Annotated in this window: 24 protein-coding genes; 16 read left to right on the forward strand and 8 right to left on the reverse strand. The window is 63.8% G+C overall.

Annotated elements, in window-relative coordinates; translation table 11 throughout:
* Nucleotides 1-175: 175 nt before the first annotated feature.
* Nucleotides 176-790, reverse strand: coding sequence for a glutathione transferase GstA (gstA, locus tag NLM33_RS33335; protein ID WP_254102676.1), 615 nt, complete (start codon nucleotides 788-790; stop codon nucleotides 176-178).
* A 125-nt stretch (nucleotides 791-915) separates the two neighbouring features.
* On the opposite strand from gstA, the gene NLM33_RS33340 reads away from it, so the two are divergent.
* From NLM33_RS33340 to NLM33_RS33350, 3 genes are all read left to right on the forward strand, one after another.
* Complete coding sequence (locus NLM33_RS33340) at nucleotides 916-1404, forward strand: MarR family winged helix-turn-helix transcriptional regulator (RefSeq protein ID WP_254102677.1); 489 nt, start codon at nucleotides 916-918, stop codon at nucleotides 1402-1404.
* A 99-nt stretch (nucleotides 1405-1503) separates the two neighbouring features.
* On the forward strand, nucleotides 1504-2874 hold the full coding sequence (locus NLM33_RS33345) for a glutamate--cysteine ligase (RefSeq protein WP_254102678.1): 1371 nt from the start codon (nucleotides 1504-1506) through the stop codon (nucleotides 2872-2874).
* Nucleotides 2875-2982: 108 nt separating this feature from the next.
* Nucleotides 2983-3561 (forward strand): PAN domain-containing protein, encoded by a 579-nt coding sequence (locus NLM33_RS33350; RefSeq protein WP_254102679.1) that lies wholly within the window; start codon nucleotides 2983-2985, stop codon nucleotides 3559-3561.
* A 215-nt stretch (nucleotides 3562-3776) separates the two neighbouring features.
* Here the strand turns inward: NLM33_RS33350 and NLM33_RS33355 are convergent, their stop codons facing one another.
* The 5 genes from NLM33_RS33355 to tldD form a co-directional block, all read right to left on the reverse strand.
* Nucleotides 3777-4748, reverse strand: coding sequence for an IS110 family transposase (locus NLM33_RS33355; RefSeq protein ID WP_254095913.1), 972 nt, complete (start codon nucleotides 4746-4748; stop codon nucleotides 3777-3779).
* A 305-nt stretch (nucleotides 4749-5053) separates the two neighbouring features.
* The gene (locus NLM33_RS33360) at nucleotides 5054-5620 is read right to left on the reverse strand and encodes a nucleotidyltransferase family protein (RefSeq protein WP_254106021.1); all 567 of its coding nucleotides are present in this window, start codon (nucleotides 5618-5620) and stop codon (nucleotides 5054-5056) included.
* An 8-nt stretch (nucleotides 5621-5628) separates the two neighbouring features.
* The gene (locus NLM33_RS33365) at nucleotides 5629-5967 is read right to left on the reverse strand and encodes an MmcQ/YjbR family DNA-binding protein (RefSeq protein WP_254102680.1); all 339 of its coding nucleotides are present in this window, start codon (nucleotides 5965-5967) and stop codon (nucleotides 5629-5631) included.
* Between the two features lie 9 nt (nucleotides 5968-5976).
* The gene (lepB, locus tag NLM33_RS33370; protein ID WP_254102681.1) at nucleotides 5977-6777 is read right to left on the reverse strand and encodes a signal peptidase I; all 801 of its coding nucleotides are present in this window, start codon (nucleotides 6775-6777) and stop codon (nucleotides 5977-5979) included.
* Nucleotides 6774-8201 (reverse strand): metalloprotease TldD, encoded by a 1428-nt coding sequence (tldD, locus tag NLM33_RS33375; RefSeq protein ID WP_254102683.1) that lies wholly within the window; start codon nucleotides 8199-8201, stop codon nucleotides 6774-6776. The genes lepB and tldD overlap by 4 nt, the downstream gene beginning before the upstream one ends.
* A gap of 196 nt (nucleotides 8202-8397) precedes the next feature.
* Here tldD and NLM33_RS33380 point away from each other — a divergent pair, with 196 nt between their 5' ends.
* Nucleotides 8398-8685: a hypothetical protein gene (locus tag NLM33_RS33380; protein ID WP_254102685.1), complete on the forward strand. Its 288-nt coding sequence runs from the start codon at nucleotides 8398-8400 to the stop codon at nucleotides 8683-8685.
* Nucleotides 8686-8698: 13 nt separating this feature from the next.
* On the opposite strand, the gene NLM33_RS33385 is transcribed toward NLM33_RS33380, so the two are convergent.
* Nucleotides 8699-9280, reverse strand: a complete 582-nt coding sequence (locus NLM33_RS33385; RefSeq protein ID WP_254102687.1) for a hypothetical protein — start codon at nucleotides 9278-9280, stop codon at nucleotides 8699-8701.
* A 136-nt stretch (nucleotides 9281-9416) separates the two neighbouring features.
* Complete coding sequence (locus NLM33_RS33390; protein ID WP_254102689.1) at nucleotides 9417-9953, reverse strand: invasion associated locus B family protein; 537 nt, start codon at nucleotides 9951-9953, stop codon at nucleotides 9417-9419.
* Between the two features lie 452 nt (nucleotides 9954-10405).
* Between NLM33_RS33390 and coxB the strand changes: the two genes are divergently transcribed.
* The 12 genes from coxB to NLM33_RS33450 all read left to right on the forward strand — a co-directional run bounded on the left by coxB (nucleotide 10406) and on the right by NLM33_RS33450 (nucleotide 21507).
* On the forward strand, nucleotides 10406-11245 hold the full coding sequence (gene coxB, locus NLM33_RS33395) for a cytochrome c oxidase subunit II (RefSeq protein WP_254102691.1): 840 nt from the start codon (nucleotides 10406-10408) through the stop codon (nucleotides 11243-11245).
* A gap of 68 nt (nucleotides 11246-11313) precedes the next feature.
* Nucleotides 11314-12939, forward strand: a complete 1626-nt coding sequence (gene ctaD, locus NLM33_RS33400; protein WP_254102693.1) for a cytochrome c oxidase subunit I — start codon at nucleotides 11314-11316, stop codon at nucleotides 12937-12939.
* Nucleotides 12940-13003: 64 nt separating this feature from the next.
* Nucleotides 13004-13942: a heme o synthase gene (locus NLM33_RS33405; RefSeq protein WP_254102695.1), complete on the forward strand. Its 939-nt coding sequence runs from the start codon at nucleotides 13004-13006 to the stop codon at nucleotides 13940-13942.
* Nucleotides 13943-13949: 7 nt separating this feature from the next.
* Nucleotides 13950-14114, forward strand: coding sequence for a CoxF protein (locus NLM33_RS33410; RefSeq protein ID WP_254102697.1), 165 nt, complete (start codon nucleotides 13950-13952; stop codon nucleotides 14112-14114).
* A 5-nt stretch (nucleotides 14115-14119) separates the two neighbouring features.
* Nucleotides 14120-14770 carry a cytochrome c oxidase assembly protein gene (locus NLM33_RS33415; protein WP_254102699.1) on the forward strand — a complete coding sequence of 217 codons (651 nt, stop codon included), beginning with the start codon at nucleotides 14120-14122 and terminating at the stop codon, nucleotides 14768-14770.
* Between the two features lie 77 nt (nucleotides 14771-14847).
* A complete protein-coding gene (locus NLM33_RS33420) occupies nucleotides 14848-15744 on the forward strand; it encodes a cytochrome c oxidase subunit 3 (RefSeq protein WP_254102701.1) in 897 nt (298 codons plus the stop codon).
* An 81-nt stretch (nucleotides 15745-15825) separates the two neighbouring features.
* Nucleotides 15826-16212, forward strand: a complete 387-nt coding sequence (locus NLM33_RS33425) for a DUF983 domain-containing protein (RefSeq protein WP_254102703.1) — start codon at nucleotides 15826-15828, stop codon at nucleotides 16210-16212.
* Nucleotides 16209-16961: an SURF1 family protein gene (locus NLM33_RS33430; RefSeq protein ID WP_254102705.1), complete on the forward strand. Its 753-nt coding sequence runs from the start codon at nucleotides 16209-16211 to the stop codon at nucleotides 16959-16961. Before NLM33_RS33425 ends, NLM33_RS33430 begins: the two co-directional genes overlap by 4 nt.
* A gap of 120 nt (nucleotides 16962-17081) precedes the next feature.
* Nucleotides 17082-17447 (forward strand): nuclear transport factor 2 family protein, encoded by a 366-nt coding sequence (locus NLM33_RS33435; protein WP_254102707.1) that lies wholly within the window; start codon nucleotides 17082-17084, stop codon nucleotides 17445-17447.
* 152 nt (nucleotides 17448-17599) lie between these two features.
* Nucleotides 17600-18244 carry a response regulator transcription factor gene (locus NLM33_RS33440; RefSeq protein ID WP_254102709.1) on the forward strand — a complete coding sequence of 215 codons (645 nt, stop codon included), beginning with the start codon at nucleotides 17600-17602 and terminating at the stop codon, nucleotides 18242-18244.
* Nucleotides 18245-18802: 558 nt separating this feature from the next.
* On the forward strand, nucleotides 18803-20221 hold the full coding sequence (thrC, locus tag NLM33_RS33445; RefSeq protein ID WP_254102711.1) for a threonine synthase: 1419 nt from the start codon (nucleotides 18803-18805) through the stop codon (nucleotides 20219-20221).
* On the forward strand, nucleotides 20218-21507 hold the full coding sequence (locus tag NLM33_RS33450) for a pitrilysin family protein (protein ID WP_254102713.1): 1290 nt from the start codon (nucleotides 20218-20220) through the stop codon (nucleotides 21505-21507). The genes thrC and NLM33_RS33450 overlap by 4 nt, the downstream gene beginning before the upstream one ends.
* The last annotated feature ends 42 nt before the right edge of the window (nucleotides 21508-21549 follow it).

Below are 21549 nucleotides of genomic sequence, written 5' to 3' on the forward strand. Positions count from 1 at the left end.
CCGTGCGTCGCGAGGGTGAAGTGGTATTGGCGTATAGTCGAGCTGGACGCCGCGGAGGGGCGCTTGCAACACCCGCAAGCAAAGTTCCACGCTCGGATCCGGCGACATCAAATTCAGGAAAAGAAAAAGCCGGATTGATCATCCGGCTTTTTGTGTTTGCGCGTGGGTGAGATCCTCACGCCGCCTGCGCGAGCCCTTCGCGCTTCAAGGCTTCCTGCACCTTCGGCCGCGCAGCGACGCGCGCTTTGTAGGCGAGGAGGTTGGTGAGGGCTGAGAGGTCGAACTTGAGCCGCTCGGCCCAGGTCAGCATGGTGAAGAGATACCCGTCGGCCACCGTGAACTGCTTGCCCATCAGGTAGTCGCGCCCGGCAAGCTGGCCGTCGATGTATTTCAGCTTGCCCATCACGCGTTCCTTGAAGAAAGCCTTGGCATCGTCGGCCAGCACCGGCGAGAATAGCGGACCAAAGCTCTTGTGCACCTCCGAGGTGAGGAAGTTCAGCCACTCCAGGAGCTTGTAACGCTCGGCGCTGTCGCGCGCGGGCGCCAGGCCCTTGGCCGAGGCCTGATCGGCGATCATCTGGACAATGACCGGGCCTTCGGTCACGATCTCACCGCTATCAAGACCGAGCGCCGGCACCTGGCCCTTCGGGTTGACCTTCAGAAAATCCTGACCGTCTTCGAGCTTCTTGGCGCGGATATCGACCTTGACGAGTTCGTAGGGCAGGTCGGCTTCGAGGAGGGCGATGTGGGGGGACAACGAGCACGCTCCCGGCGAGTAGTAGAGTTTCATGGAATTTTCTCCTGCCGATGGTTGGTGGGGGCGAAAGAATGCCTACATGCATCTGCATGGAATAGTCAAGATTGATGCAGGTGCATCAAGTGCGCTAAGAACAGGCTACTAGCTTGAGCGGGACCATGAAACGCAAACCATCGACCGAGGCGACGTCCGCCTGGATCCGCCTGATGCGGGTGCAGAGCCGCGTGCTCGATTGCGTGGAGCAGGACCTGAAGAAGGCCGGCTTCCCGCCGCTCGCCTGGTATGATGCGCTTCTGGAGCTCTCGCGCGCGCCCTCGGGCGAACTGCGGCCCGTGGAGCTCGAGCGCCAGATGCTGATCCCGCAATATTCGACCTCGCGGCTGATCGACCGCCTGGTCGACGAGGGCCTCGCCGTGCGCCGCGAATGCAAGATCGACAAGCGCGGGCAGTTCGTCGAGATCACCGAAGCCGGTCGCGAGTTGCAGAAGCGGATGTGGGGTGCCTATTCCGCCGCAATCGAGAAGTATGTCGGCTCAAAACTGTCCGATGCGGACGCCGTCAAGCTCAGCGGTCTGCTCGACCGTCTCGGTTGCTCCTGCGGCGAGATGAAGCTGCCGGTCGCCAACGAAAGCACACCGTTGCGATGATCCCGCAGCAAAACAACATGTCCACGCAACCGGTGGGTTCGCGGACCATCCCTGTCACCCGCGCGCGTTCGGTCGAAGCGCTTTTGATTAGAGTTTGATATGGCGCGAGACCAGATCGATATGACGCCGCTGCAATCGCGCGACGAACTCGTCGCGTGGTTCGAGGCCGGCTGCAAGCCGGTGGACGACTTCCGCATCGGCACTGAGCACGAGAAGACGCCGTTCACGCTCGAAGGCCGCCGTCCGGTTCCTTACGAAGGCGCACGCGGAATCGGCGCGCTGCTCGAAGGCATGAAGCTCCTGCTCGGCTGGGAGCCGATCATGGAGAAGGGCAACATCATCGGTCTTTACGACGTTACCGGCGGCGGTGCGATCTCGCTCGAGCCGGGCGGGCAGTTCGAATTGTCCGGCGCGCCGGTCGAGACCGTGCACCAGACGCAGAGCGAGCTGATGGCGCATCTGGCGCAGGTGCGGGAGATCGCGACCCCGCTCGGCATCGGCTTCCTTGGTCTTGGCATGACGCCGTCCTGGTCGCGCGCCGACATTCCAGTGATGCCGAAGGGCCGCTACAAGATCATGACCAACTACATGCCGAAGGTCGGTAAATACGGCCTCGACATGATGTACCGCACCTGTACGGTGCAGACCAATCTCGACTTTTCCTCCGAAGCCGACATGGTCAAGAAGCTGCGCGTCTCGCTCGCGCTTCAGCCGGTCGCAACCGCCTTGTTTGCCAATTCGCCCTTCACCGAAGGCAAGCCCAACGGCTTCCTGTCCTTCCGCTCGGAGATCTGGCGCGACACCGACAATGCCCGCGCCGGGATGCTTCCCTTCGCCTTCGAGGACGGCATGGGCTTTGAGCGCTATATCGACTATGCGCTCGACGTGCCCATGTATTTCGTCAAGCGTGGCGATGACTACATCGACGTGTCGGGCTCTTCCTTCCGCGCCTTCTTCGACGGTCGCAACAACAACCTGCCGGGCGAGCGTCCGACGCTGTCGGACTGGGCCAATCATCTCTCGACCATCTTCCCGGAAGTGCGGCTGAAGCGCTACCTCGAGATGCGCGGCTCCGACGGTGGTCCCTGGGGCCGGCTGCCGGCGCTGTCGGCGTTCTGGGTCGGGCTGCTCTATGACAACGCCTCGCTCGATGCTGCCTGGGATCTGGTGAAGCACTGGAGCGCGCATGAGCGCCAGGCGCTACGCGACGATGTGCCGCGCTTCGGCTTCAAGGCCCGGATCAAGGACCGCTATCTCTTCGAGATCGCCAAGGAATGCCTGGTGCTGGCCCATGCCGGCCTGCGGCGCCGCGGCCGGATCGACCAGCTCGGCCGCGACGAGACCCGCCATCTGGAGCCGCTAGACCGCATCATCGATTGCGGACGCACGCCGGCCGAGGAGATGCTTGAGAAATTTCACGGCGCCTGGAAGGAATCCGTGGAACCGGCCTACGAGGACTACGCGTTCTAGCTCAGCCGGAACAGCGGCGCGCCGCCGTTCATCGCCCGTACAGGTTTGCGGCGATCAAATGACCGGCTGAAAAACTCAAGCGCGCTCAGTAACTCGAAAGCTGTTCTGATGGGGAAAGGCCGCCTGCCTGGGGCCTTGATGACAAGGGTCGTGGCACAGGGTATGGCGTGGGTCATGCTGCTGGCGGTCCTGCTTGCCATCGTGCCGGCGAGCGCCCAGACCGCATTCGACAGGCCCGGCGGCGATTATTTCAACACGCCCGTGACCTCAGGCGATCCTGAGGACTGCGCGCTCCTCTGCGAGCGCGACCGCCGCTGCCGGTCCTGGAGCTTCAGCTATCCCGACGTCGAGGGCGCGCCTGCAGTATGCTGGCTGAAGAACACCGTACCGCCGCGCACTCCCGCCAATTGCTGCATCTCCGGCGTCCGCGGCGCGGGCGTGATCGAGCCGCGCGTGGAGGGCGTCGAGACGTCGATCGACCGTCCCGGCGGGGACTTGCGCAATTTCGAACTGAAGGCCGACGAAGGCGAGGAGGCCTGCAAGGCCGCCTGCATCGCGGACAACAAATGCCGCGCCTTCACCTTCGCCCGCCCGGGCTACACGGGCCGCGAAGCGAAATGCTTCCTGAAGAAGGAAATCAAGCCGCCGCGCAGGAAGGCGGGGTTTACGTCGGGCGTGGTGCGGTGATGCCCAGGTGCGTAGCGCCGTAGCAACCATTAAAGCGACGTCCGATTGCCGGGAGGATGACGCCGTGCTCGTGGCCGTCAAGGCGTGGCCTGGCAGCGGCGGATGTGAGGCGGGGCCGGCACGACGGCCAGCCTTGACGGCCGCTGTGCGCGGCGTCATTTGCGAGGGCAGGTCGGGACGAAGAAACGGTGCTTCGGCCGAACAAAGAAACGCGATCAGGTGGCGGGCACGCTCGCGATTTTGGGCGGTTCGGCGAGCCACGGCGTTCCGCGTGCGACGACGGCGTTGATGACGACGAGCAGCTTCCTGGCACAGGCGATGAGCGCGCGCTTGTGGCCCTTGCCGGCGGCGATCAGCCGGTTGTACAGGGCCATGAGCTGCGGATTCCAGCGGAATGATGCCGGTAGAGCCGCGGTGTAGAGCGCCCGGCGCAAGCGTTCGCGCCCGCCTTCGATGTGACGGACGCCAACGTGATCGCCGCTGTCGTTGTCGTAAGGCGCAAGCCCGACGAGGGCTGCGGCTTGCTCGCGCGTGACCTGGCCAATCTCGGGCATCCTGATCAGGATGGAAACCGCAGTCGGAAGGCCGCTGCCGGCGACGCCGTAGATCAGATCGAGCCGTTCGGCGAGATCGCGATGCTTGCGGATCGCTGCCACCAGAGCCTTGAACTCGGCTCGTTTGTGCCTGGCCAAGAGAGCAATCTGCTCCTTCCAGAGCTTCTGGATACGCGCGTTGCGGCAGCTCTCCAACCGGTTTTTGAGCTTTGCAATATCCTCTCCGATCTGCTCGATCATTGTCAGATGCTCGGCAAAGGGCCCCAGCCGAGGATCCGGAGCGGGGTGGATCTTCTTGGCCGCGGCGGTGCAGGCTGCAATCAGCGCTGCATCGATCTTGTCATTCTTGGCCCGCTGCAGGTGGAACATGGCAAAGGCGCGCACCTGGACCGGCTGAAAGACCACGACGACAAAACGTTTGCGTCGCAGCTCGGCGACGACCGCCCGCTCATAGCCCCCGCTCGCCTCGATCCCGACCCGTTTGACCTTCCGGCGCTGCAACCATTCCACCAGCACCTTGTAGCCTTCCGGTGTGTTCTCGACCTGCAACGGCTCCGAACAGCCATCGACTGCCACGTCAAGTTTGCGCTTGCCGGTATCGATCCCGGCACAGATCGTGATACGCTTGGCCATCTTCCTCGACCCTCCCTTGTGATGCGAACCTGAAGTTCGTTCAACCATGCGGGTCCCGATGAAGTGCCGATCGCGATCTTGCTACGAAACGCAGCCCTCAAGGCTTCGGTGGGCATCGATCCGATCGATCGGCGGCCCAGCTCGGGTGGCCGCCCGGGCTGGGCCATTCCTCACGGAACCAGGCCATTGTAATCCGGCGCGCTAATACAAGGGTGGGCAAAGGCGCACTTTCGCCGTGCCCACCATCTTTCCACGCGTGCAACAGAAGTGGTGGGCACGCTTCGCTTTGCCCACCCTACGGTATCTCACTCCGCCGCAATGATCGTGAGCTCGGGCCAAAGCGCTTTCCATCGCTGGGTCTTCGCCGCGTAATTCGCCGCGGAAAAATTCGCACCCGGATTGGGACGTGCGATCAACGCGGCGATATCGTCGAATCCATGCGGCGCATAGACGTCGTAGCTCTCGCGAGCACGCCGGATGCCGATCTGCGTGTTCCGTGTCAGGAAGCGGTCGATGCCATCGGTCGAACGGGTCAGCGGCGGATAGGGCAGGCCGTGCTTGTCGGGGTACCACAGATGCACGCGCGCCTGGTTGCGCGCTTCGATCTTGGCGCCGAGATGCGCAAGGCTGGCCGCCAGCTTGCGGATTACCGTGTCTTCCGCCTCCCACGAGGTGTCAGGGTCGAAATAGAACACGTCGTAGTCAGCGATGCCGTGATCGATCGCGCGCCCCGTGATTGCGTTCCACGCCGTCTGCACCAGGCATCCCGACACCAGCCAGGCATCCGGCAATGCAGGCTGCGCGAGCGCGTCGGTGATCGCGACGTTGATCGGATTCTTCAGGGCCAGGGCGAGAAACGCGTCGCGGTCCATCGCGATCATCAACCCGCGTCATACTGCGCCCGCGCCGATTTGGACGCGAGGATGCGCCAGCGCCGTCGCAGGAACGGCTCGACGTCGGCGCGCTTCGCCTTCGACAGGCGGATCAGCACCATCGGATAGTCGGCATAGTGATCGGTGAAATAGAACAGCTTTGGCCGGCTCTCGACCAGCATCGCGCGCTCGTCGATCGGCACATCCGGCAGCACCAGGCTGTCGCCGTCCTCCTTCAGGCGCGCCAGCATCTTCTTGCGTACCTTCAGGGCGGGCGTGCCGTAGGAGGTGCCGTCCTCGACCTCCGGCCACGTCAGCACAAATTTTCTGACGTCGTCGAAGGTCACGCGATCGGCCTAGCGAACGGCGGTGAAGAACCGCGCCATCCGGAAGCCCGACAGCCAGGTCCACATCGGCTGACTGCGCATGCCCAGATCCCAGGAGCCGAGCACGGCATCGGCGCGGCCGACGAGATTGTCGATCGGCAACAGCCCAACACCGCCGGAGCGAAGGGGCACGCGGCTGTCGGCGGAGTTGTCCCTGTTGTCGCCGAGCACGAAGAGATGCCCGGCCGGCACCGTCACTTCCGGCGTGTTGTCGAGCGGACCGTTGTCGCGCATCTTGAAGATGAGATGCGACACGCCGTTCGGCAGCGTCTCGACATAGCGATAGGCGGGTTCGCTGCCACCGCTGTCGTCCTCGGCTTGGCCGAGGCCATCCGGCTTCAGCTCGGCGGGACGGTCGTTGACGAAGAGTTGGCCCTGCCGCATCTGGATGCGGTCGCCGGGCAGACCGACCACGCGCTTGACCCAGGCCTGCGAGCGGTCGCCGGGCCAGCGGAACACGACGACGTCGCCGTGCTTCGGCGTCTCGGCGAAGACGCGGCCGGTCTCTGGCAAATTGATCTGGATCGGCAGCGATGAGGTGCCGTAGCCATAGGGGAATTTCGAAGCGAGCAGCGCGTCGCCGATCAGCAAGGTCGGCTCCATCGAGCCCGAGGGCACGTAGAACGGCTCGGCCAGCGCGCCCTTGGCGATGAACACGGCGGCGACGATGCCGGCAAGCTGCACCAGCTGTCCGCGCCAGCTGCTGCTCTTGCCGCTGTTCTTGCCGCTGCTATTGGGCTTGGTTGCTACAGTCATTTTCTCAACACTCATGCGCCCGTACCACCCACCGTAATCCGTTCCATCAGAAGCGTCGGCTGGCCGACGCCGACCGGCACGCCCTGGCCGTTCTTGCCGCAAGTGCCGATGCCGGTATCGAGCGCGAGATCGTTGCCGATCGCGCGGATGCGATGCAGGTCGGTCGGCCCGTTGCCGATCAGCATGGCGCCCTTCAGCGGCGCGCCGATCTTGCCGTTCTCGATCTTGTAGGCCTCGGTGCACTGGAAGACGTATTTGCCCGAGGTGATGTCGACCTGGCCGCCGCCGAAATTCGCGGCAAAGACGCCGTTCTTGACCGAGGCGAGGATCTCGCCCGGCTCGCGGTCGCCCGCCAGCATGTAGGTGTTGGTCATGCGCGGCATCGGCACGTGGGCGTAGCCCTGGCGGCGGCCGTTGCCGGTTGGCTTCATATTCATCAGGCGCGCGTTCTGGCGGTCCTGCATATAGCCGACCAGGACGCCGTCATCGATCAGCACCGTGCGGTTGGTCGGCGTGCCCTCGTCATCGATCGAGAGCGAGCCGCGCCGCGAGGCAATGGTGCCGTCGTCGACCACGGTGACGCCCTTGGCCGCCACCTGCTGGCCCATCAGGCCGGCAAACGCCGAGGTCTTCTTGCGGTTGAAGTCGCCCTCCAGGCCGTGGCCGACCGCCTCATGCAGCATCACGCCGGGCCAGCCGGCGCCAAGCACCACGTCCATCTCGCCGGCGGGCGCCGGCACGGATTCCAGGTTCACCAGCGCCTCGCGCAGCGCGCCGTCAGCCGCGTCGCGCCAGTTCCTGGTCTCGATGAATTCGGCATAGCCGGCGCGGCCGCCATAGCCCTTGCTGCCGCTCTCCTGACGATCGCCCTGGCCGGCGACGACGGAGATGTTCACGCGCACCAGGGGGCGGATGTCGCGATAGCTCTCGCCGTCGGGCCGCAGGATCTCGACGACCTGCCAGGTCGCGCCGAGGCTGACGCTGACCTGCCGCACCCGCGGATCCTTGTCGCGCAAATAGGCGTCGATCTCGGCGAGCAGCTTGACCTTGGCCTCGAAGCCCGGCGCATCCAGCGGATTGTCGTCAGCATAGAGCCGTACATTGGTGTGCGGCGGCGGTGCGGCAAAGCTTCCCGAATAGCCGCCGCGGACTGCTGCGACAGCATCGGCGGCGCGGATCAGCGCCGGCAGCGAGACGTCGGAGGAATGCGCGTAGCCGACCGCGTCGTCCTTCACGGCGCGCAGGCCAAAGCCTTGCGAGGTGTCATAGGTCGCCTGCTTCAGCCGCCCATTGTCGAACATCAGCGCTTCGGTCTGGCTGTATTCCAGGAACAATTCGCCGTCGTCGGCGCCCGAAAGCCCGCGCGTAACTTCGTGGCGAACCTGGTCGCGGTCGAGATTGGCGCGGTCGAGCAGGGAGGTCGTGGCGGGATTGGTCATTGGCGATCCATTATCGGGAGATGTGGGGCAAGATAATGGTTTCAAAAGCGTTCGGCGAGGGGGCCGGCCGTCACATTACCGAAACGACATGGTTGCGATCGCACCCTGCCATCCCTTCGGATGCCCTCGTCTTAAGCCGGTTTTCAAGATTTTCAGCCTATACCGGCGCGCTCTTGTGTGAACCGGCGGCCAAAGCATGTGGAATTCCCTGCTTGCGTTCTGGGACCAGTATCACGGCCTGATCATCGGCTTTGCCGTGCTGGCTCTGGTCCTGTTCGTCAACCAGCTGATCTACCGCCGTGGCTGGAAATCCTATCCCACGCGCGAACAGTACGTCGCGGCCCATCCAGGCAGCGCGACGACGGGCGGCGTCGTCTGCGCCAAGTGCCGGCAAAAGGCCGCGGGAATGGCCGTCGCCAGTGCAGGCCGCATCTACCGCTGCACCTGGTGCGACACGGAGCTTTATCGGGTCGACAGGGCGTAGGCTGTGACTATCGCTAATTCCTCGTTTGCCCGCGCGTGGGCATCTGAGGCTTTTCAATCGACAACAGCTCTGCGTCCACAGCCAGACGGCAGCTGGTAGTATATCTTTTCAGCGTATCGGCGCACCACTCATACCACTTGAACTCTTCAATGATATCCTTGCCGATCAGGCGCTTAGCTTTATCATTCCCAAAAAATGTTACCGGAACGATCTCAAAGTCTTTTCTGTTGCCGTGAAGTGCAATTGAGCACGGGGCGTGGACCGCATTGTTGCGTCGGTCCGCGAGACTATTTGTCTCATGCAACAAGTCGTTGATTGCGGCCGTCACGCTTGGACGTTTGGCTACCCAATCCGTCTCCTGTGCTCTGGCGTCGATTGCGCCTTTCAAGATGTCGCGCTGACTTCGATCGCTCTTCAGTTTGTGCCAGATTGCCATCCCATGATGCAGCTCTAGCCCTGTGACCGAGCAGAAGAGCTTACCCAGCTCCTCGTGCAAGTGATTCCACGAATGCGCTACCCTTCCGAGGGCGGTAAAATAAGGTTCGAGAGCGGCGGTGGCAGCATCGACTTCGCCTTCGCTCGGCAAGTTAACCATCTAAGTGCCCCACCTTCTCAAGCTCTCGCTCGGGCGTTAGGCGCGATGCAACCGAAGCCTCAGGCCGAAGAGAGTCGCCATCTGGAGTTTTTCGCAGTTTTCTGGCCGCAATCGATGCCACCAGCGCCAAGCCGCCCTACGGCAACTTGTCATACCCCTCGCCCAGGCCGTTCAAGCTGAGCGGGAAGCCGATGCCTTCCTCGGGGGTTTCGAAGATGATGAAGGTCGCGGTCTTGGCCGAGCGGAGCTGGCCGAGCAGCTTGTCGTCCATCACGACCTCGGCGACGCAGCCGTTGGGCAGGCAGCGGACGAAGCCGGCGCGGCCGACGTCCTGATTGTCGAGCTTCAGGCCGAGGCCGGAGGGCAGCAGCACGCCGAGCGGCGCGACCACCCGCATCAGCCGGCTCTTCTGGTCGGCCGTCTTGAGCACGATCACGGTCAGGCCGGCATTGGAGCGGTCCTCGGCGACGACGCTCTGGATCAGGGCGCATTGCTCGGCCTGGGCGCCCGGCGGGGTGTCGCAGCGGATCTGCCAGTCGCCATGGACCGAGCGCACCGCGCCTTGCGCGTGTGCAAGGCCCGGCACGAGGAGGACGGCGGCCACCAGGAGACAAGCCAGCGCGCCAAAATGGCGGTAAGGAGCGGGTTTCGCCATGCGTGTCGAAAGCCCCATGGGGTCGATCCCTCTGTTCACAACCTGCTTGGGCGGCTTCGCTTCCACTCAGGTACGGAAATGACGGCGGCTTGAAGGCGGATCCCAAGCAGCCAACAGGCAAATCTCGCGCCGCGCCGGTCGCCTTTTCCCGCGCGAATCAGGCGCCTGCGGGGGCGACGGGGCAGTGCCTACAGCGGGCAATCCTGCTGTCAAGCCGCGACACTCCCGGGACCGGCAATTTTGTCTGAAATATCTTGCGTGTGATGGCTGGCAGACCGGGCTCAAGACTGCATTGCGATACATCAAGAATTATGGTTTGAGAGGCTTGATTTCGGCGTTCTAGCGATCTGGCCCCAATTCCTCTTAGAGGTATTCTTGCGCGGCGGTTTGTCGGACGGGCGGATCGAATAAGCGTTCCCCAAAAATAGGGGAGTGCATTGGGGTGATTTCGTAAGGGGAGCGCGAACGGCATGAAGATGTCGATGGGCCCGGTGGGCCGGCACTTGCTGGGATTGGCCGTAGCGGGCCTGACGCTGGCTACGGGCGGCGCTGCGTTTGCCGAGCTTGGGCAGCCGGAGCCATGGGAATGGCACCTCCAGGCCTCCGGCTCGCCGGTGATGGACAATATCGTCTGGTTCCACGATTTCCTGTCCGTACTCATCATCGTGATCACGCTGTTCGTGCTCGCGCTGCTGGTCACGGTGGTCGTGAAGTTCAATGCGAGGGCCAATCCGGTGCCGTCGCGGACCACCCACAACACGCTGATCGAGGTGGTCTGGACGTTGGTGCCGGTGCTGATCCTGGTCGGCATCGCGGTGCCGTCGTTCCGCCTCCTGTTCCTCGAGCTCGACGTGCCGAAGGCGGACCTGACCATCAAGGCCACCGGCAAGCAGTGGTACTGGTCCTACGCCTATCCCGACAACGGCAAGTTCGAGTTCGACTCGCTGATGGCGCAGGACAAGCAGCCTCGCCTGCTCGGCGTCGACAACGAGATGGTGGTGCCGGTCAACAAGGTGATTCGCGTTCAGACCACCGGCGCCGACGTCATCCACGCCTTCGCGTTGCCGGCCTTCGGCGTCAAGATCGACGCGATTCCGGGGCGGCTCAACGAGACCTGGTTCAAGGCGACCAAGACCGGCATGTATTACGGCCAGTGCTCAGAGCTCTGCGGCAAGGACCATGCCTTCATGCCGATCGCGATTCGCGTGGTCAGCGACCAGGAATTCGCCTCCTGGGTTGAAACGGCGAAGAAGAAATATGCGAGCGGCGGCACGAGCACTTACGCCTCCGCGGCCGGCCCGGCGCAGTAAGCGCCGGTTCAGGGACGAAAGGGCGGGACCTCTCGGGGTCCGAACGGGACGCAAGGCAGGATTTGAAAATGGCAACGAGTGCACCGACACACGGCGATCACGCCCAAGACCACGCACACGACGATCACGGCCATCCGACCGGATGGCGGCGCTACGTCTATTCGACCAACCACAAGGACATCGGCACGATGTACCTGATCTTCGCGGTCATCGCGGGCATCATCGGTGCGGCGATGTCGATCGCGATCCGTGCCGAGCTGATGTATCCGGGCGTGCAGATCTTCCACGAGACCCACACCTACAATGTGTTCGTGACCAGCCACGGCCTGATCATGATCTTCTTCATGGTCATGCCCGCGATGATCGGCGGCTTCGGCAACTGGTTCGTGCCACTGATGATCGGTGCGCCGGACATGGCGTTCCCGCGCATGAACAACATCTCGTTCTGGCTGCTGCCGGCCTCCTTCGCGCTGCTCCTGTGCTCCTCCTTCGTCGAGGGTGAGCCGGGCGCCAACGGCGTCGGCGCGGGCTGGACCATCTACGCGCCGCTGTCGACCTCGGGCCACCCGGGACCGGCGGTCGACTTCGCGATCCTGTCGCTGCACCTCGCCGGTGCCTCGTCGATCCTCGGCGCGATCAACTTCATCACCACGATTTTCAATATGCGCGCGCCGGGCATGACCCTGCACAAGATGCCGCTGTTCGTCTGGTCGATCCTGGTGACGGTGTTCCTGCTGCTGCTGTCGCTGCCGGTGCTCGCCGGCGCGATCACCATGCTGCTCACCGATCGCAACTTCGGCACCACCTTCTTCTCGCCGGACGGCGGCGGCGATCCCGTGCTGTTCCAGCACCTGTTCTGGTTCTTCGGTCACCCCGAGGTGTACATCCTGATCCTGCCCGGCTTCGGCATGATCAGCCAGATCGTGTCGACCTTCTCGCGCAAGCCCGTGTTCGGCTATCTCGGCATGGCCTACGCCATGGTCGCGATCGGCGGCATCGGCTTCGTGGTGTGGGCGCACCACATGTACACGGTTGGCATGTCCTCGGCGACGCAGGCCTATTTCGTCGCCGCGACCATGGTGATCGCGGTGCCCACGGGCGTGAAGATCTTCTCGTGGATCGCCACCATGTGGGGCGGCTCGATCGAGTTCCGCGCGCCGATGGTTTGGGCGGTGGGCTTTATCTTCCTGTTCACCGTCGGCGGCGTCACCGGCGTCGTGCTGGCGAATGCCGGCGTCGACCGCGTGCTCCAGGAGACCTACTACGTCGTCGCGCACTTCCACTACGTGCTGTCGCTCGGCGCGGTGTTCGCGATCTTCGCCGGCTGGTACTATTGGTTCCCGAAGATGACGGGCTACATGTACAACGAGGCACTCGCGAAGTTGCACTTCTGGGTCACCTTCATCGGCGTCAATTTGGTGTTCTTCCCGCAGCACTTCCTCGGCCTGTCGGGCATGCCGCGCCGCTATGTCGACTATCCCGATGCGTTCGCAGGCTGGAACTACATCTCGTCGATCGGCTCCTACATCTCCGGCTTCGGCGTGCTGATCTTCCTCTACTGCGTGTACGACGCGTTCGCCCGCAAGCAGGAGGCAGGAGCCAATCCCTGGGGTGCAGGCGCAACCACGCTGGAGTGGACGCTGCCCTCGCCGCCGCCCTTCCACCAGTTCGAAGTGCTGCCCCGCGTGCAGTAAGCAATCCTTCGTCGCGGCGCCTTTTACGGGCGCCGCGGCTCAATCAGCAAGCGAGTAGGTTTAAGTGTCGGTTCTCGATCAGAACGCCATCGATATCAGGGTCTCCGAGGCGGAGGTCGGCGACTACATCGCGCTTTTGAAGCCGCGGGTGATGTCGCTCGTGATCTTCACCGCGCTGGTCGGGATGATGTTGGCGCCGGGACATTTCCATCCCGTGCTCGCGATCACCTCGCTGCTCTGCATTGCGGTCGGCGCCGGCGCCTCCGGTGCACTGAACATGGCGCTGGAAGGCGACATCGACGCCAAGATGTCGCGCACGGCGAACCGGCCGATCCCGCGCGGCCGCATCACCAAGCCCGAGGCGATGACCTTCGGCATGACGCTCGCCTTCTTCTCGGTGATGACGCTCGGCATCCTCGTCAACTGGATCGCGGGTGCGCTGCTTGCCTTCACCATCTTCTTCTACGTCGTGATCTACACGCTGCTCCTGAAGCGCTGGACCGCGCAGAACATCGTGATCGGTGGTGCCGCCGGCGCGCTGCCGCCGGTGGTGGCCTGGGCCGCCGTAACCGGCACGGTCGACGTCGAGCCGCTGCTCCTGTTCCTCATCATTTTCTTCTGGACCCCACCGCACTTCTGGGCGCTGGCGCTGTTCCGCTCCGACGATTACGCCCGCGCCGGCATCCCGATGCTGCCCAACGTCGCCGGCCCCGATGCGACGCGGCTGCAGATCCTGCTCTACACCGTCGTCCTGATCGCGGTGGCTGCGGTGCCCTGGGCGCTCGGTTATTTCGACTGGATCTACGGCGTCACCTCGCTGGTGCTCGGCGCCGGCATGCTGGTGCTCGCCATCAACGTCTATATGCGGCGTGAGCGCAGCCAGTCGCTGCGCGCGACGCGCAAATTGTTTGCTTTCTCCATTCTTTATCTGTTCGCGCTGTTTGCGACCCTGCTTGCCGAGGTCGTGTTCCGCGCCCTTGCTCCGATGGTAGGGGGCGCATGACGCCGGCATGCCCGACAAACCCGAACCAGATGGAATCGTCCTCACCGAGGCGCAGAAGAAGAGCCGCCGTCAGCGCTCGATTGCGATCGCACTCGCGCTCGGCGTGCTCGTGGTGTTGTTTTTCGCGGTCACCATGGTCAAGGGACCAGCGGTGCTAGTCCGGCCATTGTAGGAAAGATGGATCAGAAGCCGACCATATCGCGGGATGAGAGCCGGAGGGCCACGAAGGGTCGTGGTCTTTTTAGTGGTCTTGGCCGCGACGCGCTGGTCGCCTCGATCTGCGGCGGCGTGGTCGCGCTGATGGTCGGTGCGTCCTATGCGGCGGTGCCGTTCTACAACTGGTTCTGCCGCGCCACCGGCTTCAACGGCACGACGCAGGTCGCGACCTCAGCGCCGGCGACCGGTCCGATCGCGCGCAAGATCGCAGTGCGCTTCGATTCCAACGTCGCGCCGGGCTTGCCCTGGAAGTTCGAGCCGGAGCAGACCGAGATCGAAGTCAATATCGGCCAGGTCACGACCGTCTACTACACCGTGACCAACCAGGCCGCGCGCACCACCGCAGGGCAAGCGGCCTACAACGTCGCGCCGCTGACGGTCGGGTCTTATTTCCAGAAGATCAACTGCTTCTGCTTCACCGAGCAGACCATGGCGCCGGGCGAGAAGCGGGAGATGCCCGTGGTGTTCTACGTCGATCCGTCGATCGTCGACGACCATGACAATGACGGGCTGGGCACGATCACGCTGTCCTATACCTTCTATCCGGTGCGCGAGCCGGCGGCGAAGCCGCTCGCAGCCGGCGAGGACGACAAGCGCAAAGGCAATCTTTGATCGCCGGGCTCACATCCGGGGATTGGAATTAAAGGGGATAAGTGCCTGACGGGCACGGGCTAAGGAGAGAGACGGAAATGGCGACCGCGCAAGGCAAGCATCACGACTATCACCTGGTCGATCCGTCTCCGTGGCCGGCCGTCGGCTCGGTCTCGGCCTTCGTCATGGCATTCGGCGCCATCGCCTGGATGCACCACATGTTCGCAGCCGCGCCGATCATCTTCGGCATCGGCACAATCGGCGTGCTCTACACGATGGCGAGCTGGTGGGGCGACGTGATCAAGGAAGCCCAGTACAAGGGCGACCATACCCGCGTGGTGCAGCTGCACCACCGCTACGGCATGATCCTGTTCATCGCCTCCGAGGTGATGTTCTTCGTCGCCTGGTTCTGGGCCTTCTTCAATGCGGCGCTGTTCCCTGCCGACCCCGTCCACGCCACCCGTGATGCCGTGTTCGGCTGCGGTCTTGGCACCCAGATGGGCGCCTGCAGCGTGCCCGGCACTTGGCCGCCGCACGGCATCGAGACCTTCGATCCCTGGCATCTGCCGCTCCTCAACACGCTGATCCTGCTGACCTCCGGCACCACCGCGACCTGGGCGCACCATGCGCTGCTGGAGAACGACCGCCAGGGCCTCAAATACGGTCTGATCCTCACCATCCTCCTGGGCGCGACCTTCACCTGCGTGCAGGCCTTTGAGTACAGCCACGCGGCGTTCTCCTTCGCAGGCAACGTCTACGGTGCGACCTTCTTCATGGCGACCGGCTTCCACGGTTTCCACGTGCTGGTCGGTACCATCTTCCTCATCGTGTGCCTGGCGCGCGCCTATGCCGGTCACTTCACGCCGAAGCAGCACCTCGGCTTCGAGTTCGCCGCCTGGTACTGGCACTTCGTCGACGTGGTCTGGCTGTTCCTGTTCATCTGCATCTACGTCTGGGGACGCGGCGCCGAGACCATGGCCCACGGCGCGCATTAACGCCTCGTCGATCGTGATATAAGGGGGCGGCCTCATCGGCCGCCCCTTTTGCTTAAGGTGTCGAGAGGGGAAGGAAAGTGCATGACCGAGTATCCTCCCGCGACCGTTCTTCAGAGCGCGATGCGCGGGCTTGCCTGCAAATGCCCGCGCTGCGGACAGGGCAAGCTCTATGCGGGCTTCCTTACGCTCGCTCCGTCTTGTGAGACCTGCGGCCTCGACTACGCCTTCATCGACGCCGGCGACGGGCCGGCGATCTTCATCATCATGCTGGCCGGCGCCATCGTGGTGGCCTGCGCGCTGATCGTCGAGGTCAAGTACCAGCCGCCGTTCTGGCTGCATGCGGCGCTGTGGCTGCCGCTGATTCTGGTCACCACGCTGTTGCCGCTGCGGTCGATGAAGTCGCTGTTGATCGCGCTGCAATTCCACCACAAGGCGGCGCCGGGCCGGCTGGTCGATCGCGCGAAATGAACGGGATCGCGATGCGCCGCGGCGTGGCGGGTTTTGGCCTGTTCACGCTCGCCATGATCGCGGCCTTCATCGCGCTCGGTGTCTGGCAATTGCAGCGTCGCGTCGCCAAGCATGAATTGATCGCAGCGCTGACCGAGCGGCTTGCGGCTTCGCCCGTCGCGCTGCCGGCGCCCGCACAGTGGAGCATGCTCAACGCGGCCACTGACGAGTTTCGCCGCGTCAGCTTCACGGCGACCTATGCGCCGCTCCCCGACGCCATGGTCTACAGCTCCGGCTCGGCCGTGCGCAAAGATGCCTCCGGTCCCGGCACCTGGGCCTTCCTGCCGGCACGGCTGCCGACCGGCGAGATGATCGTGGTCGATGCCGGCTTCGTCGAGAACACGATGCAGGATCGGTCCGTCGAGGATCGTGCGGTAACGAAGCTCGTCACCGGCGGGCAGGTCGCGCTCACCGGGTACTTGCGTTTTCCGGAAGAGGCGGGCTGGCTCACGCCAGCGGAGAACCGCACCAAGCGGCTGTGGTTCGTGCGCGATCAGCATCTGATGGCGAGCGCGCTCGGCTGGGGCGCGGTCGCACCGTTCTATATCGATCTGGAACAGCCTGCGCCGGAGAACGGCATCCCGCGTCCCGGACCGCTCGACGTGCATCTGAAGGATGACCACCTGCAATACGCCATCACCTGGTTCACGCTCGCAGGTGCGGTGCTGATCGCATTCGGCGTGTGGGTGAGGGGACGGCGGCGGAACTGATCCGCCGCGGTTTTTTGACGCGGAACCCGGAATCTTCCGGGCTTTACCATCCAGTGTCCATTCGCGACTGTGGCCGTAAGCCACCAAACGAAATTCGCGTGGGCAGATCGGGATGGATGCGTGAGTGATTTCGACCAGATGGGCATTGTCGTCGACTGGCTGGACGCCTGTCGCAAGGGCGACCTCAGGTCGCTGATCGATCTCTATACCGATGATGCGAGCCTCGAATGCCAATGCGGGGGCACGCATCTCTACCGCGGCCGCAGCGAGCTCGAAGCCTATTGGGGATCGCGGCTTGGCGCACTCTCCTCTGTCGGATTCGGGCTCGAGGACATCAGCCCCGCGCCGCAGGGTGTCGAGCTCGAATATACGATCGCCGGCTCGTTGCGTATCCGCGCCAGCTTCGGCTTCAGCGCCGATGGCAAGATCTCCCGGACCATCTGCGCGCCGGCCCGGCAGAATCCGATGGACTGCTCTGCGTGCTAGCGGCATGGCCCCGCGCCGCCAAATATGCAGACGGGCGCAGCCAAATGCACGCAGCGGTGTTCCCCATTTAGTTAAATTCTAACACCGGTCGTATTTTCACTCTTTCCATTTATTCCCGCTGGCTTATCTGTTTTGGAAAGCGAGCCAGAACAATGCAAGACATCGTCAAGCCGGCCACGCGGATATTGATCGTCGACGACCATCCGGTCGTCGTATTCGGTTGCAGGTCGCTGTTCGCGTCAGATCACTCGATCCGGATCGACGAGGCCAGTGACGCAAAGTCCGGTCATCGCGCCTTCGTCAGCAAGCGCCCCGACATCACCCTCATCGACATCAGCCTCCCCGACGTCTCCGGCTTCGAGCTGATGCGCCGTATCCGCAAGGATGATCCAGGCGCAAAGATCATCATGCTCAGCGCCAACGACGATCCGGCCTTCGTGGTTCGGGCGGTCGAGATGGGCGCGCAGGGCTACGTCTCCAAGGGCGACGACACCAAAATTCTGGTCAAGGCGGTGCGCAAGGTCGCGGCCGGCGATAATTTCATCTCGCCGCAGCTGGCGGAGGCCGTGACCTTTTCCGGCGCGGCGATCAAGGCCAACCCGGCTTCGCAGATGACACCGCGGGAACTGGAAATCCTGCGGCTGCTCGGGCGCGGCGACAAGATCGTCGAGGTCGCCGAAGCGCTCGGCATCTCCTACAAGACCGTCGCCAACACCACGTCGCTGTTGAAGCAGAAGCTTGGCGCGAAAAACCACTCCGACCTGATCCGGATCGCGGTGGCGATCGGAATGAACTGAGCTCGGTCGTCCGCACTGGACGGCCACGCACCAAAAGCGCGATGAGATCGGATGAATCGTCATCGCGCTTTAGGTCATTGTTTGAGCACGATCTTTTCGGAAAACCGCCTCACAGTTTTCCGGATCATGCTCTGGCAGCGGGAAAAGGTAGCAGGCGCGTCACGCCGAGCTGCACAGCGGGTTGCGATCCGCGATAATCGGCTTGGTACGATCGGGAAAAGCTGGAACGTTATCCGGCGCAAACCGTTTTTGCCTTGACGATGGGATGACACCCGACCAAAAAACGCACGGCGAATGATTTGACGAGGCCTTGGTTTGCGATCCGGCCTCCGAACGCGGATAAATCAGGTCTGCACACGTAACGACAGACCCTTCCAGGAGAGGGCTGCGGCATCGCCGCAGCCCTTTTTCTTGCGCCACCTTAAGCTGAGGCGACACGGGAAGCGGTTTCCCGATCCTGCAAAACGCTCTATGGTGCCGCCCAGCTTGCTACGGCAAAACAAAGTAACTTCATTAAAATCAAAGGTTTAGGCGAACGGCCGGCCTTTGGAGGGCGGTTTGACTCGATATATCTCCACCCGGGGCGAGGCCCCCGAGCTTGGCTTCTGCGACGTGATGCTGACCGGGCTTGCCCGCGATGGCGGGCTCTATGTGCCGGTCGACTGGCCGCAGCTCTCGCCTGAGACGATCGCAAGCTTCTTCGGTCGCCCCTATTGGGAGGTTGCGGTCGAGGTGATCCGCCCCTTCACCGGCGGTGAGATCTCGGATGCGGATCTCGGCCGCATGGCGAACGAGGCCTACGCCACCTTCCGCCACCCGGCCGTGGTGCCGCTGCGCCAGATGTCGCCGCATCAATTCGTTTTGGAGCTGTTTCACGGTCCGACGCTCGCCTTCAAGGACGTCGCGATGCAGCTGATCTCGCGGCTGATGGATCACGTCCTCGCCAAGCGCGGCCAGCGCACCACCATCACGGTCGCGACCTCGGGCGACACCGGCGGCGCCGCCGTCGAGGCCTTCGCGGGCCTGGAGAATGTCGACCTGATCGTGCTGTTTCCGCACAACCGCGTCTCCAACGTGCAGCAGCGCATGATGACGACGACAGGTGCCGCCAACGTGCACGCGCTCGCCATCGAAGGCACGTTCGACGATTGCCAGGCGCTGGTGAAGGGGATGTTCAACCATCACCGCTTCCGCGACACGGTCGCGCTGTCCGGCGTCAACTCGATCAACTGGGCGCGCATCGTGGCGCAGGTTGTCTACTACTTCACCTCGGCGGTCGCGGTCGGCGCGCCGGCGCGGCAGGTCGATTTCACGGTGCCGACCGGCAATTTCGGCGACATTTTCGCGGGCTATGTCGCCAAGCGCATGGGGCTTCCGGTGCGCACCTTGCGCATCGCCGCCAACGTCAACGACATCCTGGCGCGCACGCTCAAGACCGGCATCTACGAGGTGCGTGAGGTCCATGCGACGGCCTCGCCCTCGATGGACATCCAGATCTCATCGAACTTCGAGCGGCTGATGTTCGAGGCGAGCCGGCGCGATGCGGCCGGCGTGCGCCGTCTGATGGACTCGCTGAAGCAGTCGGGCCGCTTCGTGCTGACCGACGTCACGCTCGCTGCGATCCGCGAGGAGTTCGATGCCGGCCGCGCGGACGAGACCGAAACCTCGGCTGCAATCCGTGCCGCCTGGCGCGAGGCCGGCGAGCTCGTCGATCCCCATACCGCGGTGGCTCTCGCCGTTGCCGATCGCGACACCACGGACACGACGGTGCCCAACATCGTGCTGTCCACCGCGCATTCCGCCAAATTCCCCGACGCGGTCGAGGCCGCCTGCGGCATACGGCCGCAATTGCCGGCCTGGCTCGACGGCTTGATGACCAAATCCGAACACATGAAGGTGATGAAGAACGACCAGGCCGAGGTAGAGCGGTTCGTGTTGTCGGTCAGCCGGGCCGCAAAGCAGGGAGTTGCCGGATGAGCGTCGAGATATCCAAGCTTGCCTCCGGCCTCACCGTCGTCACCGACAACATGTCCCATGTCGAGACCGCCGCGCTCGGCGTCTGGGCCGGCGTCGGCGGCCGCGACGAGAAGCCGAACGAGCATGGCATTTCCCATCTGCTCGAGCACATGGCGTTCAAGGGTACGACCCGGCGCTCCTCGCGCGAGATCGTCGAGGAGATCGAGGCGGTCGGCGGCGATCTCAACGCCGGCACCTCGACCGAGACGACGTCCTACTACGCGCGGGTGATGAAGGCCGACGTGCCGCTGGCGCTCGATGTGCTCGCCGACATCCTCGCCAATCCCGCCTTCGAGCCGGAAGAGCTCGAGCGCGAGAAGAACGTCATCGTGCAGGAGATTGGAGCTGCGCAGGACACGCCCGACGACGTCGTGTTCGAGCATCTCAACGAGCTCTGCTATCCCGACCAGCCGATGGGCCGCTCGCTGCTCGGCACCGCCAAGACGCTGCGCGGCTTCAACCGCGACACGCTGCGCGGCTATCTCACCACGCATTATCGCGGCCCCGACATGGTGGTGGCCGCCGCAGGCGCGGTCGATCACCGTCAGGTCGTGGACGAGGTCGAGCAGCGGTTTGCAAGTTTCGAGGCGACGCCGGGACCGAAGCCGGCGCCTGCGATGTTCGGCAAGGGCGGGGCGAAGGTGGTGCATCGCGAGCTCGAGCAGGCGCATCTGACGCTGGCGCTGGAAGGCGTGCCGCAGACCGACCAGTCGCTGTTCTCGCTCCAGGTCTTCACCAACATCCTCGGCGGTGGAATGTCGTCGCGGCTGTTCCAGGAGGTGCGAGAGAAGCGCGGGCTGTGCTATTCGATCTACAGCTTCCACGCGCCCTATACCGATACCGGTTTCTTCGGGCTCTACACGGGCACCGATCCGGCGGACGCGCCGGAGATGATGGAGGTCGTCGTCGACATCATCAATGATTCGGTGGAGACGTTGACGGAAGCCGAGATCGCGCGTGCGAAAGCACAGATGAAGGCGGGCCTCTTGATGGCGCTGGAGAGCTGCTCTTCGCGCGCCGAGCAGCTCGCGCGGCACGTGCTGGCCTATGGGCGGCCCCAGACGGTGCAGGAGCTGGTGGCCCGAATCGACGCCGTCAGCGTCGAATCGACGCGTAATGCGGCACGAGCGCTATTATCGCGGAGCCGCCCTGCGGTCGTTGCATTGGGCAGCGGCAGGGGTCTGGACACGGCGGTGTCTTTTGCGGAAGGATTGACCCGGGCGCGGGCCAAGGCGAGGCTCCATTAGGAGCTGTGCCGGAAGGGCTCACGTTGCGCCCCCGGGAAGCAT

The sequence above is a fragment of the Bradyrhizobium sp. CCGUVB1N3 genome (genome assembly GCF_024199925.1).
In the GTDB taxonomy this organism is placed as follows: Bacteria; Pseudomonadota; Alphaproteobacteria; order Rhizobiales; family Xanthobacteraceae; genus Bradyrhizobium.